This window comes from Lederbergia sp. B243.17 (assembly GCF_057657925.1).
On record NZ_JBWBKF010000059.1, the window covers coordinates 13,169 to 29,413 of the forward strand.

General features: G+C 46.3%; 12 protein-coding genes. 3 read left to right on the plus strand and 9 right to left on the minus strand.

What is annotated here, in order from left to right:
• Window positions 1–59: 59 nt before the first annotated feature.
• Window positions 60–851 (plus strand): lipoate--protein ligase family protein, encoded by a 792-nt coding sequence (locus AC0TWI_RS11220; protein ID WP_488126477.1) that lies wholly within the window; start codon window positions 60–62, stop codon window positions 849–851.
• Window positions 838–1,785, plus strand: coding sequence for a lipoyl synthase (lipA, locus tag AC0TWI_RS11225; RefSeq protein ID WP_488126440.1), 948 nt, complete (start codon window positions 838–840; stop codon window positions 1,783–1,785). Before AC0TWI_RS11220 ends, lipA begins: the two co-directional genes overlap by 14 nt.
• Before the next feature lie 529 nt (window positions 1,786–2,314).
• Here lipA and AC0TWI_RS11230 read toward each other — a convergent pair.
• The 4 genes from AC0TWI_RS11230 to AC0TWI_RS11245 all read right to left on the minus strand — a co-directional run bounded on the left by AC0TWI_RS11230 (window position 2,315) and on the right by AC0TWI_RS11245 (window position 10,250).
• The gene (locus AC0TWI_RS11230) at window positions 2,315–3,544 is read right to left on the minus strand and encodes an ABC transporter permease (protein ID WP_488126441.1); all 1,230 of its coding nucleotides are present in this window, start codon (window positions 3,542–3,544) and stop codon (window positions 2,315–2,317) included.
• Window positions 3,534–4,475, minus strand: coding sequence for an ABC transporter ATP-binding protein (locus AC0TWI_RS11235; RefSeq protein WP_488126442.1), 942 nt, complete (start codon window positions 4,473–4,475; stop codon window positions 3,534–3,536). The genes AC0TWI_RS11230 and AC0TWI_RS11235 overlap by 11 nt, the downstream gene beginning before the upstream one ends.
• Window positions 4,476–4,762: 287 nt before the next feature.
• Window positions 4,763–9,187, minus strand: coding sequence for an Ig-like domain-containing protein (locus AC0TWI_RS11240; RefSeq protein ID WP_488126443.1), 4,425 nt, complete (start codon window positions 9,185–9,187; stop codon window positions 4,763–4,765).
• A 244-nt stretch (window positions 9,188–9,431) separates the two neighbouring features.
• Window positions 9,432–10,250 (minus strand): helix-turn-helix domain-containing protein, encoded by an 819-nt coding sequence (locus AC0TWI_RS11245; protein WP_488126444.1) that lies wholly within the window; start codon window positions 10,248–10,250, stop codon window positions 9,432–9,434.
• 391 nt (window positions 10,251–10,641) lie between these two features.
• Between AC0TWI_RS11245 and AC0TWI_RS11250 the strand changes: the two genes are divergently transcribed.
• On the plus strand, window positions 10,642–10,947 hold the full coding sequence (locus AC0TWI_RS11250; RefSeq protein ID WP_488126445.1) for an MGMT family protein: 306 nt from the start codon (window positions 10,642–10,644) through the stop codon (window positions 10,945–10,947).
• A gap of 5 nt (window positions 10,948–10,952) precedes the next feature.
• Here AC0TWI_RS11250 and opuFB read toward each other — a convergent pair whose 3' ends face one another.
• The 5 genes from opuFB to AC0TWI_RS11275 form a co-directional block, all read right to left on the minus strand.
• Window positions 10,953–12,461: an osmoprotectant update ABC transporter permease/substrate-binding subunit OpuFB gene (gene opuFB, locus AC0TWI_RS11255; protein WP_488126446.1), complete on the minus strand. Its 1,509-nt coding sequence runs from the start codon at window positions 12,459–12,461 to the stop codon at window positions 10,953–10,955.
• Window positions 12,454–13,398, minus strand: a complete 945-nt coding sequence (locus AC0TWI_RS11260) for an ABC transporter ATP-binding protein (RefSeq protein WP_488126447.1) — start codon at window positions 13,396–13,398, stop codon at window positions 12,454–12,456. Before AC0TWI_RS11260 ends, opuFB begins: the two co-directional genes overlap by 8 nt.
• 106 nt (window positions 13,399–13,504) lie before the next feature.
• The gene (locus AC0TWI_RS11265; protein WP_488126478.1) at window positions 13,505–13,942 is read right to left on the minus strand and encodes a hypothetical protein; all 438 of its coding nucleotides are present in this window, start codon (window positions 13,940–13,942) and stop codon (window positions 13,505–13,507) included.
• 8 nt (window positions 13,943–13,950) lie between these two features.
• Window positions 13,951–14,307, minus strand: a complete 357-nt coding sequence (locus AC0TWI_RS11270; RefSeq protein ID WP_488126448.1) for an ASCH domain-containing protein — start codon at window positions 14,305–14,307, stop codon at window positions 13,951–13,953.
• 148 nt (window positions 14,308–14,455) lie between these two features.
• Window positions 14,456–16,243 (minus strand): S9 family peptidase, encoded by a 1,788-nt coding sequence (locus tag AC0TWI_RS11275; protein ID WP_488126449.1) that lies wholly within the window; start codon window positions 16,241–16,243, stop codon window positions 14,456–14,458.
• Between the last annotated feature and the right edge of the window lie 2 nt (window positions 16,244–16,245).

Genomic DNA, 16,245 nt, shown 5'->3' on the forward strand with positions numbered 1-16,245 from the left:
ACACTGTGAAAGATACTTGGGGATTGCTCCACACCGGACACTGTGAGGCCGCCATCAATATGGCGCTGGATGAGTGCCTGCTGATGTGGCATAGCGAAGGAAAAATTCCGCCTATCCTGCGTTTTTACGGCTGGTCCGAACCGACCTTATCCGTCGGACATTTTCAAAATGCCCAAAAAACAATAGACATGGCCGCCGTCTCCCGGCATCATTGCCAGTTTGTCCGCAGATTGACGGGAGGAAGCGCAGTACTGCATGATGATGAACTTACATACAGTGTTGTCGTCTCTGAAGACAAACCTTATATCGCCGCCTCGATTCGGGAAGCCTATTTTACGCTTTCGCAAGGCATCATGGCTGGTTTTGAACGTCTCGGTATCCGGGCGGACTACTCCATCCCGGTCGAAAGGTTCAAAAGGGAACATACCGCCGTCTGTTTTGAAAGACCGTCAGACTACGAAATGCTGGTCGATGGAAAAAAACTGTCCGGCCATGCCCAGACAAGGAAAAAAGGCGTGCTGATGCAGCATGGTTCTCTGCCATTCTCCATCAATCAGGAAATGCTTTTTGATCTGTTCGTGTTTCCGAATGAAGACATAAGAAAGAGGAAGCAAGATGCATTTTCGGATAAAGCAACAACGATGAACGAAGTGTCCGAAAACCCTATTACATATGATCAGGCAGCCGAAGCGTTTGCCGAAGGATTCAAAGCTGCGCTCGAATTAGATTTGATTCCTTTTGAGCTATCCGAGGAACAATGGAAGGAAGTCCATGAACTCGCCGATACGAAATACCGGTCGGACGAGTGGAATATGAGAGAGAGGAAGGTGCTGAACCATGCAAACTCGTAAAAAGGAATACATCAGAAAACCTGAATGGCTGAAAACGAAAATCAATACAAATGAAGCTTATACCGGGCTGAAGAAACTAATGCGCGAGAAAGGCCTCAATACAGTCTGCGAAGAAGCAAGATGCCCGAATATCCACGAATGCTGGAGTGAGAGAAAAACGGCAACATTCATGATTCTTGGTGATACTTGCACCCGTGCCTGCCGCTTCTGCGCTGTAAAAACAGGCCTGCCGAATGAACTGGACTGGAATGAACCGGAACGCGTAGCGGAATCGGTGAAAATCATGGATCTTAAGCACGTCGTCGTCACAGCAGTTGCCCGCGACGATTTAAATGACGGCGGTGCAGCTGTTTTTGCCGAAACTGTTCGGGCAATCCGCCGGGCCGTTCCGACCTGTACTATCGAAATTCTGCCGTCAGATATGAAAGGCGACTATGAAAGCCTGACAACTCTCATGTCGAGCGGACCAGATATTTTCAACCATAATATCGAGACCGTCGAGCGCCTTACTCCAAGAGTCCGGGCGAAAGCTACTTACCGCCGCTCATTGGAATTGCTGCGCCGCGTAAAAGAAGTCTCACCGAACACCCCGACAAAATCGAGCATCATGGTCGGCCTCGGCGAAACAAAGGAAGAAATCCTCCAAGCGATGGATGACCTGCTCGCCAACAATGTCGACATCATGACGATCGGCCAATATTTGCAGCCGACGAAAAAGCATCTGATGGTAGAACGCTATTACCATCCGGATGAATTCGCCGAACTGAAGGAAATCGCCCTGGCAAAAGGCTTCAGCCATTGTGAAGCCGGTCCGCTCGTTCGCTCCTCCTACCATGCGGACGAACAAGTGAGCCAAGCCTCTGCCCAGCGCCGCATCAAATACATGCAAGGCGTGGAAGAACAAGAACAAAAGGAAGTCGACTTCACATTTTAAGGAAAAAGGCGGGGCTGAGGCCCCGCCTTTTTTATGTGGTCTTCCTCCTCAATGTGACCGATGCGCACGAGTTCCCCGGACGAGGGCACATTGGGGCCTTCTATGTGACCCTCGCACTCTGGTTCCCTGCCGAGGGGCACATTGGGCTCTTCTATGTGACCCTCGCACTCTGGTTCCCCGACGAAGGGCACATAGAGCTCTTCTATGTGACCTTCGCGATCAGTTTCCCCGACGAGGGGCACAGTGGGGCCTTCTATGTGACCTTCGCACTTCAGATCACCCGACGAAGGGCACATAGAGCTCTTCTATGTGACCTTCGCGATCAGTTTCCCCGACGAGGGGCACAGTGGGGCCTTCTATGCGACCCTCGCACTCTGGTTCCCTGCAGAGGGGCACATTGGGCTCTTCTATGTGACCCTCGCACTCCAGCTCACCGGACGAGGGGCACATTGCCATTAGTCATTTCTAGAGAGTCCTTACCACCTCTAACTCCCACACAAAAAGGACAGGCTTCCGCCTGTCCTTTCCGTTATGCCCGTATCCATTTCCAGATTTCTTTTGGCGTTGCATTTTTTCCGTACATCAGGATGCCGATTTTGAAGATTTTCCCTGCGAGTTTCATAATGAACCAAATGCTGATGAGCAGGACAACGAGTGCCAGGATAATTTCCACCCATGGCCACGTTTCAAGCATCGACAAGCGGAAGATGAGAATGGCAGGTGAGGTAAAGGGAATGAATGTCCCGATTTTTGCGATCAAGCCATCCGGGTTATCAAGCAGCGGCCCAATGAAGAGCGCAGGCAGAAACGGCAGCATGATGACCATGCTCTGGAAGTTCCCTGTCGACGTCATGTCCTCTACCGTCGCACCGAGCGCTACGAAAATGGCCGCGAACAGAAGGTAGCCGGCAAGTGCAATGAATAGCAGCAAGGCAAGCCGCGGCACGAGTATATACGAAAGGAGCGGCAGTCCGGTTTTCCAAATGAGCAGCGGAATAAGGAATACAAGCGTTACAGCCACCTGGATGATGCCGAGGACAAAATACCCGATGATTTTCCCTTGCATCAGTTCTACCGGTGTAATGGAAGAAAGGATGATTTCCGCCACCTTTTCTTTCTTTTCCTGCGAAGCCGAAGTGAAGATCATCATTCCAGCCATGACGATTGAAAATAAGATGATTCCTGCAAAGATTCCCGGCGCAGCTCGTTTAAACCCTTCTCCCTCTGTAAAACCGGCCTCAGATTCTTCTCCTCCTGTCTCATCGGAAGAAACCAGTTGGATGGACATCCCCTTAATCAGTGCTTCTTTCTGCTCAGGCGGCAGAGGGAGGTCTTGTATTTGATATTGACGCAGCGGCTCCTCGAGTACGCTCGCTTCAAACAGGATATCGTCGCTCACATCATCCGTTTTATAAAGGTGAATTCCTCCCTGTTCAAGTGCTGATTCGGTCAAAGCGAGATACGCTGTATTTTTCTCCTCTTTTACCTTTCTTTCAATCTCACTTTCTGACAGATCGGTTTTATTCAGATCCCAGTCCAATTGATAGGACCCGGCGATTCCTTCCAGCTGTTCGAATACGCCGATTTCATCAAGGACATACATGTTTATCGTTTTTGCATCATCCCCTTTGTTAAACAAAGTTGGCAGAATCATGAAAAACGCGAAAATGACAGGTGTCATGATGAGAGAGATGATAAATGATTTGTTCGTCATATTACGCTTTATTTCCCACTTTGCCACCTTCAGGCTATTCTTCATTCCGGCTTCCTCCTTTCTCTTCTTCTAATCCTTTGCCGTCCGTGGCTACGTCGATGAAAATCTCATGCAGGGAGATCCGGTCGATCGAGAGCTCCTGGATGTCGATTGTTTCGGGAAGCTGGCGAAGCCAGTTGGAAACTTGCACATCTGGATCCAAATACAGAATTGACACATCGCCTTTCGCCTCATAACGCTGAACTTCCGGGAGGGCCGCAAGCCTTTCCGCATCATTATGCCCGCGGATCGTACATTTAAAATTAGCATATTCGTTTTTCACATCACCGATCGAGCCGGAAATGACTTTTTGGCCGCGGTGAATCATGTACAATCTGTCACATAGTTCTTCAACCATATTCATCTGGTGAGAAGAAAGTAGAATGGCTGTGCCCTGATCCGCCAAATTCCGAATCTCCTTTTTGAACACTTCCTGACTGACCGGGTCGAGTCCGGAAAACGGTTCATCTAAGATAAGCAGCTTTGGCTCATGGATAATGGAACCGATAAATTGCACCTTCTGCCCCATCCCTTTGGATAACTCCTCCACTGACGCCTTTTCCTTTCCCTTCAATCCGAATTTCTCCAAGTAGTCCATTGCACGGGCCCTGGCCTTCTTTTGCGGATAGTTTTTCAGCTCCGCCAAATAGAGAATCATATCCATCACTTTTACATTTTTATAAAGCCCCCGCTCTTCTGGCAAATAGCCGATTTCATGCCGGGGTATCTCTCCCGGCGGCAGATCGTGAAAATTGACCGATCCCTCATCTGGATAAAGAATCCCCATGATGTTACGGATTGTAGTCGACTTTCCCGCCCCGTTCGGCCCTAATATTGCCATGATTTCTCCTTTATTCACTTCAAAGGAAATATCGCGGATAACTTGTTTGTTCTTAAAAGACTTCCCAAGCCCCTTTACGGATAAAATTCTATCCATATGTCCTCCCCCTTTCATGCACATTCTCCTTATATACGAATACCTACAAGAATAGTTCTGCTTTTTGATATAATTTTTATAAATCACACAAAAATGCCCGTCCAAAGTGTGGACGGGCTGCCGATGAGAGCCGCTGACCAAGAGGCAGGAGTGATGGCCCTTGCGTCTCAATGAGGGCCGATAAACTTGCAGACTGAGTCTCCAGATCAGGGCGGATTTCCCTTCCCTTGACTGGCAAACCCGGTCCCCGGCCTTCAACAAGCCAAGTTGAAGATTCAGCTCTTGTACTATTCAGTTTCAGAGGGATTTATATCACTTGTACCGCCAATTCCTTCATTCCGTGCTTTATCCACATACACGACGGCAAATTGTCTGAAGTGCGTTGTTGTAAATGTCACACCGTTTAATTTTGAATCATAGCGTCCCGTCGTGACAGGTGTCGGTTTTCCGGCGTCATCGATATACCAGACAGTAATTTTTTCTGGGCTTTTCAATTCTTCTGCTGTCGGTTCATAAGGGATTACCACTTTTACTGGTGCGCCCGGATGGTTATAATCAACCTTTTTCCCGTTTGCTAAAATGCTCAATTCAATCGTTGGACGATTTTCAAATGGTATGCCGGTTGCAATCGCCAGCGTCACCGTTTCAGCGCCCGACAGCTTTGCGTTGCTGAGCATATGCCCTTGCAATGTCACAATTCCGAATTCGGTTGCCACCTGAATCTGCTTGTTTTTCCCTGACTTCGTCAAAAACTCAGCAGGGACATTCAGTTCATACGACTTCGCGCCAATCACTTTTCCAAGCACAACCTCTACTGTTTGCACGCCTTTTTCTTTTGAGGCGTTGACAAAGGCTTTTTTCAGTGCTTTTTCCGTCACTGCCACTTCTGCTTTTTCCCCGGATAATACAGGTGTCGTTTCAATTATATTTGTTCCTGGATTGGGTTCTGGGTCCGGAACAGGCGTTGGATTTGGAACTTCATTCTCCTTAATGAATTCAACTTTAACCCGATCAATAGCAACCACTGAATTTCCTTCAGTGCGCAATTGGATAAATGATTCTTCTGTTCCCGTTTCCGACTCAATGATAATCTCGCCTGGAGCGATGGTTGAAACTGTCTGTTGGAATATCTTGGATTCAGCTCCATGCACAGAGTTATTGTCATTTGCTGTATTATTATCAACAAACACCTGCAGCCTCCTGCCTGCGTTATTTGGGTCCAGGACAGTATCTGCAACATTTATAATGATGCGATATGGTTTACTTAAATTAAGCGCACCGCCCGGTGTAAATTCTGCTGTTGTATCGGCTGAGCTATTTGCCCCGATCGTTAATCTGCCGTTTAGAATTAAATTACTGGAATCTACAGTGATTGTTCCGCCCTTACTTAGGTACATTGGCTTTGATGGGTCACTTGGAAGTGACTTGTATCCAGCTGTAAGAAGGGTGCCTGTTGTGGCATTTGAGAAATCATCTTCAATAATTGTCTCATATTCTACAGGAATTTCAGGTTCTGCTTCCTCATCCGGATGTAACATTGTCGTGCTTGCATCAGAGAATATCGCGGTATTATAGTTATTGATCTTACTCTTATCTTGTGCAGATTCTACAGCGAATCCCACATATGCTATTTCACCAAGATTGATACTTCGATTTCCGACTAATGACCAATCTTCTCCATCGGGAGATGCATAAGCAGTGATATTACTTCCCTTCCGCTCCAGCTTCAGCCAGTAAGGAAAATGTGTCGATAACAAACTTGGCAGCGTTTGATCAGGATAACTTGCATCATTCAATGTTGCAATTGTCTGGCCATCAGCTCCCCTTGAAGATAGATTGATGGAATATGGAGTTTTAGACTCAATTCTATCTGATTTGATAATTGACGTGCTTAAAATCGCAGTTGCCGCATCCTTTTCGAGATTAGACCTTATCATTATTCCCGCGATGGCATTATTATCAACCGGTGTGATTGAGTGGACTTTTGCCACGAACTCTCCATCACCTTTCAGCTCCTGGTATGCAAACTGAAAAGAATCATGATTGCCCGTAATTCTGCCTGAACCTTTAACAGTTATTACGCCGTCTTCATCTACGCTCGTATTACCTTTGATTCCTACCTCACCTATATCGGCAGATTTCCACACATCGCTATTTAACGGACTATTAATATGGATGGGTGCTGATGTTGATTGCGTTTGATGCCCTTTTTTATCTGTAACACGGATACTGATAAAATGGGTTCCATCCGGAGCGTTTCTCCAAGTATAGGTATAAGGTGCAGCTGCTGCTTCACCCAACTTTTCTGCTCCATTAAAGAATTCGACTTTTTCAATCCCATTAGCACTGGAAACCTTCGTACTTATTTCCAAGTCCTGATTCGCCTCATGAAGCGAGTTTAATTTTGGACTTGTAATTTCAGCAACCGGGTTATCCGCAACATGATCCATATCTACAATGGAATTGAGGTATAGTTCCAGATTGGAGTAACCGCTTTCTGTAGTTTCTTTTCCATCTTCAGGGTCTTTGGGATTTAGTCCATGTTCTTTTTCCCAAACATCTGGCATGCCATCTCCATCGGTATCAAGCGGTGCAGGTAGAGATTTAAGTTCGGGATATCCTCCGACCTCATCTTCACTGTTAATGAATCTGCCGGTTCCATTAATGATATCATTTACAACCCTTGCGTCCACAGCATCCCTTTTCGGAAGAGTAGCGCCGGCTTTTCTGAGGACTTCCTGATACGCTTCTTCTGCCGATGCCGGTTCTCTCATAATTCTTTCCGGAAGAGGAACAGCTTCCTTTCTAATTGTTGCATCAGCTGCAGGACTATAAATCCCCTTTGAATTATCTGCTGTTACTTCTGGTGAGCCATGCATATAATTACCACTAACGTACCAAGAACTCGGACTGCCTAAAATACCTGGATTTACAACAATCTTCTTTTTGCTATCTTGAGTCCCCGGGCCGGGTTTCATATAGTTGTTTACAATATTTACATCTGAAAAGTTTCCCCCGTAAATGGAGTTGGATGACCAGTTATAAATCACATTATTATTAAAATCGACAGTCGTTTGTCCTGGTGTAGATCCACCGATTCGAGGGTTCCTATTCGTATGCGAAGCGATGATATTATTATGGTACGTTGAATTTTTCCCTCCAAAAATGCCGCCATATCCATGTTTCCCTTTTTCATGCCCGGATAAGGTTAAACTTTCACTTACAATGCTCCATTGAACCGTAATATTTTCACTTCGGTAGATAGATAGAGTTTCATCTGTTGCCCAACTTGTTGAAACATGGTCAAGGATTATATCTTTCGCATCCGTTCCGTCAATCGCATCCGGTTCATCTTTCGTGTTAATAATCCCTGGACGGAATCTCATGTAGCGAATGATAACATTTTCCGAATTGCCTACATCAAGTCCATAATTTGCTAACGAAATACCGTCTCCAGGTGCAGTCTGCCCGGCAATCGTCACATTTTTAAGCTTGGGGTTCAAATCATCTTTTAAATAAATCGTACCCGATACCGCAAATACGACCGTACGATTGTTTTCGCTCAATGCATGACGCAATGAACCTTCGATCGGTGCCTCGCCAGGTCCATAATCTTCTAAAGTTGTTACGGTGTAGACATCATATCCTCTGCCGCCTGATGTGAATTTCCCTCCGCCTTCGGCCCCTGGAAACGCAATCACCTTATCTGCCCTCTGGCTTACATCGATTGAAATTAATTCCGATGGAGTTGAACCTTTTTTATTATTGGCGTCTATGATGTAATAATAGGTTCCATCTTTCACCACATCAATTTTCGTATAGGTCAAGACCAGTTCAGTTGCACCTGCCACCGCCTCAAACGGTCCCTTGGGATCAGTGGCCATCTTAACCGTATAGGATGAAGCACCATCTGAAGCATCCCAATCCAGGAAAACAGACAAATCATCTGTACTGACATCTATCTTCTCTACCTTTGCTGGTGGATTTTCAGGGTTTACTATTGACTCGTCGACTCCTTCAGACACCTTTAAATTATCGATGTATGTTGATATCGCCGGAGCGGCAGGTGTCATCGTAAGCACTCTTGTAATCCCGGTGGCATTCAAAAATCTCCACTTATACGTTGGCATTACCACGTTGTCTATAATGGGAGTTGCTTCCTGTTTTTTCGGATCGACTAATAGCTTGATATTGTACCAAGTGTTCAGTTGGAAATCATCCACCAGAATCTCATGTCCGCCTGGTATGGAAAATCCCAGAATGTTCTTTCCGTCGATGGTTCTTAACTCCACCTCTACAGCTACAGTGCTTCCATCTAGCAAACGAAGAACCTTTGTAGCATGCCCGAACGTTTCCGTCATAAAATCCACTTCGACCGTAAAGGGTTGCTCCTGTCTAGGAATGTCTTTAACCACCGCTACAGGAGAATCCCCCTTATCTTCTACCATTAATACATTTCCATTTTTGCCCAACGGGTCTTCAGCCACTCTGGGTACACTTTTAACTGTTCCGGCTTTATTCCACGGGTCCAGCACACTATATTTTTCTGTATCCGGAAAGTCTTCTACAGCGGTCTCTATTGCTTTGTCCTCAAAATCATCATTCACTATGTAGGCATGCTCTTCTGCCTCCGCAAAAACTGCAAAATTCATGGATGACAACACGAGAACAATAGTTAAAAAAGCTGCCGATAGTTGCTTGAACATCTTCATCCTTTTCTTCTCCTCCCTATGCATATTACTTTGAATACGCTTTCAAATCCGGCCATATCGGAAAAACTCCATAACCACCTCCGTCATTATCATTTGGTTTCACGGCGCATAATAATGGTTCTTCAGCTCCCGTATTCAGATTATATAAAAAATTCAAGCTCTAATCTTACTCTTTTTCACCCTTTCAACCCGTAAACTTTGCTTTTTTTAACCTTCATAGTTTATTTTTGAAGATATAAAAAAGTCATTGCCTATGTATTTTTCGATACTTTAGTGGTGATGTGTTTGTAATCCTTTTAACAACTGAACTGGCTATATCAATAATCTTAGTATTCGTTTCTCTTAACAGTTTCTGTGCTTCTCTGATTCTGACGAGCTGTATATATGTGCTTATATTAAAACCGGTGACTTTTTTAAATGATCGGCTAAGATAATTGGGACTAATGTAAAATTCATTAGCAATGCTATTTAGTGATAGTTTGGTATTAAGATATTTATTGATGTACAAGGCGATGTTTAACATCTTTTTATCAACTATATTCGTTATTTCTTCCTCCACCTCTTTTCCTCGCAAACCTTGTCTGTGTAGAGTGATTAAAAGCATGAAAAGTATGGATTTAATATATAATCCATATTTCTCTCCTTTTTTTTCACACTCCTTAAGCATTTCATTTAACAGGCGTTCAACTTGCATCTGTTCTTTAGTTAAAAGTTGAATTTTCTTAGGTAGATGTTTCAAATAGGATAAATCAAATCCTTCCCCACCAATCCCTTTTTCAATAAATTCCGGTTTAAAATGAATAACGATTCTTTCGGCCTCTACCTCTTTTAAACTGGAGGTTTTATGAACATCATAGGGATGAATGATTACTAAGTCCCCTTTTCCCGCTCGAAATAGTTGATCATTGATAAAGAATAGCTTTTCCCCTCTTAGTAGATAATATAATTCATAGCTATTATGATAATGTGTTTGCCTCATTTCTGTATAACATCTTTCGTTAACATATCTAATTCTAAAAATCTCGTTTTGTAAATCATAACTTTTAATTGTCAGGTCATTCATTGGACTCCTCCTTCATAAACATACTTATAAACATCTTATCATCAATCAAATATGTACATCTCAAGTCAATGAAATTACCAGCCCATATTGGGAATTGAGCCGAATTCAACGCGCATGGCCTCTGAAATGGCCCGGGTGATGAGCACGGCTGTTTTCTTGGTTTTATTTTAGCAATCGGTCCGGTCAGCAAAAGATATCCCCCTCCATAATTTCAATATCACTCATCAACTGCTCTAGTCTCTTCCGACTATTCCTTTCCCCATCTATGTAAGAGAGATCATCTTCCCCCTCCTCTTATACTGAAAAAGCAGTTCTGCTTTTTGATATAATTTTTATAAATCACACAAAAATGCCCGTCCAAAGTGTGGACGGGCCCTTAAGGAGATTAGTTATGGAACGTTTTTCAGAGACTGTTATTGAAGCGATCAAAGCGGTACCAAAGGGAAAAGTTGCCACATACGGCCAGATTGCAAAACTTGCCGGCAATCCTCGGGCGGCACGGCAAGTCGCCCGGCTGCTCCACTCCTCAAGCAAAAAGCATAATTTGCCGTGGCACCGGATTGTAAATGCGCAAGGGGAGATTGTCATCCGCGATCCGGAGGCCGCCTTCACACAGCGGGAACTTCTTGAAGATGAGGGAGTTGCTTTTCTTACAGAAACCCGTGTTGATCTTGATAGCAGCCGCTGGGAAGTTTGAGTCGGTTACAGCCCCTTTTCCTGCAAAAATTGCTTGGCAACTTTTGCTGCACTCTCTCCTTCCACGTTCACCCGGTAATTCATCTCGCGCATCTCGTCATCCGTAATCATGCCGGCAAGCTTGTTTAAAACGCCGGCAAGTTCAGGATATTGTTCGAGTGTTTCCCGCCGCAGCAATGGCGCCCCCTGGTACGGTGGAAAAAGCTCCTGATCATCCTCAAGCACGACGAGCTGATGCTGGCGGATTTCACTGTCGGTCGAGTACGCATCGACAAGCTGGATGTCCCCCTTATCGATCGCCTTATACCGCAGCTTCGGCTCCATCGTCACGACTTTTGAAAAGTGGATGCCGTACTTCTTCTGAATCCCGACATACCCATCCTCGCGATCGGAAAATTCCAGCGTAAAGCCGGCAGTCAACTCATTCTCCACCGTCTTCAGGTCCGATACTTTTTCCAATCCTTGCTGTTCGGCAATCGTCGCAGGCACGGCAAGCGCATACGTATTGTTGTAGGCCATCGGTTCCAGCATCACAAGATCAAATTGCTTCTCAAGCCCATGCTTTGCCTGTTCATACACCTTTTCCCTGTTTGTGCTCTCTGCTGTCTCTTTCAAAAATTCACTTATCGCTGTACCGGTAAATTCAGGATACAAATCGATGCTGCCGTTTTTCAGCGCATTAAACACAAAGGAGGTTTTGCCAAGCCCTGGTTTCAGCTCAACGTCCAAATCCGTTTCCTTTTCAATCAGAACTTTATACATGTTGATCAAAATTTCCGGCTCCGATCCGAGCTTTCCGGCGATCGTTATCTCTTTCTTGCCCCCCTGTATAAAAGGCAGAAGCAAAAGCAGCAAGGCAGCAAAGGCAAAAGTGCCGGTAACGATCATCGTTTTCCGGAAAGAAAGGTGTTCAAACCGGCGAAGAACCACGTCAAACAAGATGGCGAGCAGGGCTGCGGGCACTGCCCCCAGTAAGATCAGCGCAGATTGGTTCCGGTCAATCCCGAGCAGGATGATATCACCAAGACCGCCTGCGCCGATCAAGGCAGCCAGCGTCGCCGTTCCAATGATCAGCACCGCTCCTGTGCGAATTCCTGCCATAATGACCGGCAGTGCGAGCGGCAGTTCCACCTTCAGCAGCTGCTGTCTCGTGTTCATCCCCATACCGCGTGCCGCTTCCTTGAGCGACGGGTCAACTTCGTTGATTCCAGTGTATGTATTCCGCAAAATCGGCAGCAGCGCATAGACAATAAGTGCAATGATGGCCGGTATTTTGCCTATGCCAAGAAGCGGAATGAGCAATCCAAGCAAGGCGAGGGATGGAATGGTTTGAAGAATTGCAGCCACGCCCATTACTGGTTCTGCCGCTTTTCCGCGCCTCGTCAAAAAGATGCCGAGCGGGATGGCAAGCAGGACGGCAAAGAACAAGGCAATCAGCGAAAGTTGAATATGCTCAAGGATCGCAGCAAGCAACTGTCCTTTCCGATCTTGGAACACTTCGAGCAAATCATTCATCGCCTGCCACCTCCCTTGACCGGGAAGCAAGAAGGCGAATTGCGTCGCTCCGTTCAATCATCCCTACATGTTTTCCGTCCTTTCGTACAGCCACTCTTTCATTTTGCAGGAGGGCGGCAAGCAGTTCATCCTCCGAAGCATGGAACGACACTTCAGGATGGACGCCATCCAGCGATGTTTCATGTATATAATGCTGCCATTCCTCATTTTGCTGAATATGCGGCCCCATAAATTCCCGGACAAAGTCGTTGGCGGGAAGGCGGATGAACTCTTCCTTTTTCCCTATTTGTACAACCTTGCCTTCCTTCATAAGGCAAATCCGGTCTCCCATCTTTAATGCCTCAGACATGTCATGCGTTACAAACACGATGGTCTTCTTGAGCTTGCTTTGCAGCGAAAGCACATCGTCCTGCAGTTTTTCCCTGCTAATCGGATCGAGTGCGCTGAATGGTTCGTCCATCAGAACGATTTGGGGATCTGCCGCCAACGCCCGGGCGACCCCGATCCGCTGCTGCTGGCCGCCCGATAACTCATTCGGCATTTTGCTGCGGTATGTCTCCTTATCAAGTCCGACCATTCCGAGCAATTCATCCACCCGCGAACGCAGCTTGTCTTTCGGCCACCCTTTCAGCTCAGGGACAACTCCGATGTTTTCTGCGACTGTCATTTGCGGAAACAAGGCGATTTGCTGGAGAACATAGCCGATATTCCAGCGGAGCTCATGGATGTTGTAGCGGGATAGCTCTTTTCCGTTAATGGAGACAGATCCGGCCGTCGCATCAATTAAACGGTTAATCATTTTCAGCGTCGTCGTTTTTCCACAGCCGCTCGGCCCGATCAGCACAAAAATTTCCCCGTCTTCAATATTGAGATCCAGCTCATCGACAGCCCTGACCCCCTCTGCATATTCCTTCGTCACCTTTGAAAAAGAAATCATCTCACCCCTCCTATGTATAATGATGTTGTCCTCCATTATAGAGCGCTAGGGGAGCGTTAGCAAAAAAAAGCAACAAAAAAAGACACGGTCTCCCGTGCCTTTCCCCTTACCAAAAATACGGTTTTCCGACCATCAGCCAAAGCATGACAAGAAGGAGAACGACATAAATCACAATAGAGCGGTTCAACTTATCTACCAGCAAAGCTTTCTTTCGATCCGGCTCTGCAAATCTGCGGATCGTCGGCGAAAATGCTCTCGCCAGAAAGAAGATCGAACCGAACATGACTACCCATGTCATGACAATCCACGGGGTGCTCCATGACCACTTCGCCACGATGATCAACAGGATTCCAGATACAACAAGTACATGGCCCGCATGCTTTACGAGCCGGATGGAAAAGGTGAAAATGCCCAATAATCCTTGCTCCTGTTCCTCAGTCTTCGCCAGACGGAGCAGCTTGGTCACCGCAAATAGGACAAAAAATGGTCCGATCGATAAAATTGTGCTTAACACATGGATGTAAAGGAGGAGTTTATAGCCCATCGTCAATCTTAATCAACCTGGTCAATCGGTGCAAACTCGTGGACCCAGACTTTCATCTTTGATGCCCAGGGCATGCCCGGATGGAAGGAAAGAATGGCTTCCTTGTATGTGTCCAAATTCCCATACCCTTCTTGTGCGGCATGATCATCCGTCATCTCTCCAAGTGTTTGCCTATAAACATCTGTCACGATAAATCGTTTGCCTTGGAGCTCCATGATTTCCCCGATATCCGCATATCTGCCATTCCTGCGCGTTGCTGTCTTTTCGTGGTTGATCACTTTTTCAACATCCCGCGCAGCTGTCACCAGTCTCTCGACTGAACAGGTCTTTGGAGGCAGGGCAGCATTCTTCTCTTCATTCGTCATTCGAAAACCACCTTTCACATCTCTCTCTTCATTATAGCCCTAAGGAAAAATTTCACATGTCCATCTTTTCGGCAGAAACGTGACGTTTTTGGCATCCCTCAGTTGAATGGCCATCCGATTTTCTTTCAACGGAGGGCCAACTCTCACTTTATTGGTGCTTCTCCAAAAATTTCAGCATCTCTGTATAGACTTTGATTTCATTCTCTTTCTTCGAGAATCCATGTCCTTCGTCTTCTAGCACGAGATATTCAACGTCCCGTCCCTTGTCCCTCAGCGCGGCGACAATCTGATCCGACTCTTCCTTGACGACCCGCGGATCGTTCGCACCCTGGATGACGAACATCGGCTTCACCATTGTATCCAAATACGTAATCGGCGAATCCTTCGTCAGCCTCTCCTTGTCCTTCTCTGCATCCCCGAGCCATTGCTCCATCATCGGCTTCCAATGCTCCGGCACCGAGTTGAGGAAGCTGAATAAATTTGACGGCCCGAAAATATCGATTACTGCCTTAAAATACTCTGGATGGCGCCCAGCAAGAAGCAGCGCCATATAGCCGCCATAACTGCCGCCGACGAGGAAGAGCTTCTCCGGGTTGGTGATTCCCTGCTCAATCAGCCAGTCGATCCCAGCGATACAATCTTTCCTCGGTCCTTCTCCCCAGTCTCGCTCGACAAGCTTTACAAATTCCGCTCCGTATCCGGTACTGCCGCGGAAGTTCGGGGCAAAGATCGTATAGCCTCTATTTAAAAAGCTCTGGAACATCGCCCGGAACACATTCCGTTCAGCAGCCTGCGGACCTCCGTGCGGCCAAAAAATCGTATAGCCGTTGTCAAACTCAGGCTTTGCCTTGAACAGAAGGGCTTCTATTTCCAGCCCATCGAACGAAGAGTAGGAGACAACATCAGGGGCCACCATCATCTCCTCCGGTACGCCAAGAACCTTATTGCTTGTGACCCTTTCCCACTTCTCGCCATCCTCAGAGCGGAAAATATTAGCCGGCTCGACCGCCCCTCTTCCGAGCACATATAACGCTCCGGACTCGGTGATATGAAGCTTGCTCACTTCCGTTACCGGCGCCTCCAATTTCTTTATCTCCCCGGATGCTGTCAAGTAACGGTAAAAGCGATCCTCGACACCTTTTTCTGTAACGATGTACAGACTATCCGTCGACTTATCGCGTTTGATCGCAGAGACACTCTCTTTCTCAAACTCTGCCACCGAGGAAAATTCTTGCGTGACAAGATCAAACTTCGCGACATAGCTGAATTCCTTTTCATAATCGGTCACAAGGTAGACTGAGTTTCCGCCGGCAAAAACAACATCGCTCACCGTATGGACTTTTTCCGGATCCGGGACAAGGCTGATTTTCTCGCCATCCCTCAAAGCAAAGCCTTTGATATAGGTATTGGCAAGCGTCTGGACGAAGACAAGTGTTTCCTCATCGTCACTGACCTCCACCAGATAGGTTGCGGCCCCCTCCCCTTCATGCAGGAGCTTCTCCTCCCCTGTCTCCAAATCTCTCACCTTTGTATTCAAGAATTGCTCATTCCCGACGCTCGTATTGTAGTAGAGCCTTTTACCGTTTTCGGTCAAATGTGAAAAATAAAACTTGTCCTCCGCTTCCGCCTCGATCAGTTTTTCCGGAAGGCCGCCATCATATGGAAGGGCATATATCTGATAGTTTTCATCCCCCTCATGATCAAAACCGGCAAGTACAAACCGGGAGTCTTTTTCAATTGTAATAAAATTGCTCATTTCTCCTTTTTGGGCAAACAAATAGGGAAACTGGTTAGGAAAATCGATCGCCCATAAATTATAGCTGCCATTCAAGTTCGTGCTGAAAATCAGCCGTTTCTCATCTTTGCTCACAGCAAAATCGGAAATATTATATGTACGCAAAAACTGTTCTACTGTTGGTTTTGAAAATGGAATCATGT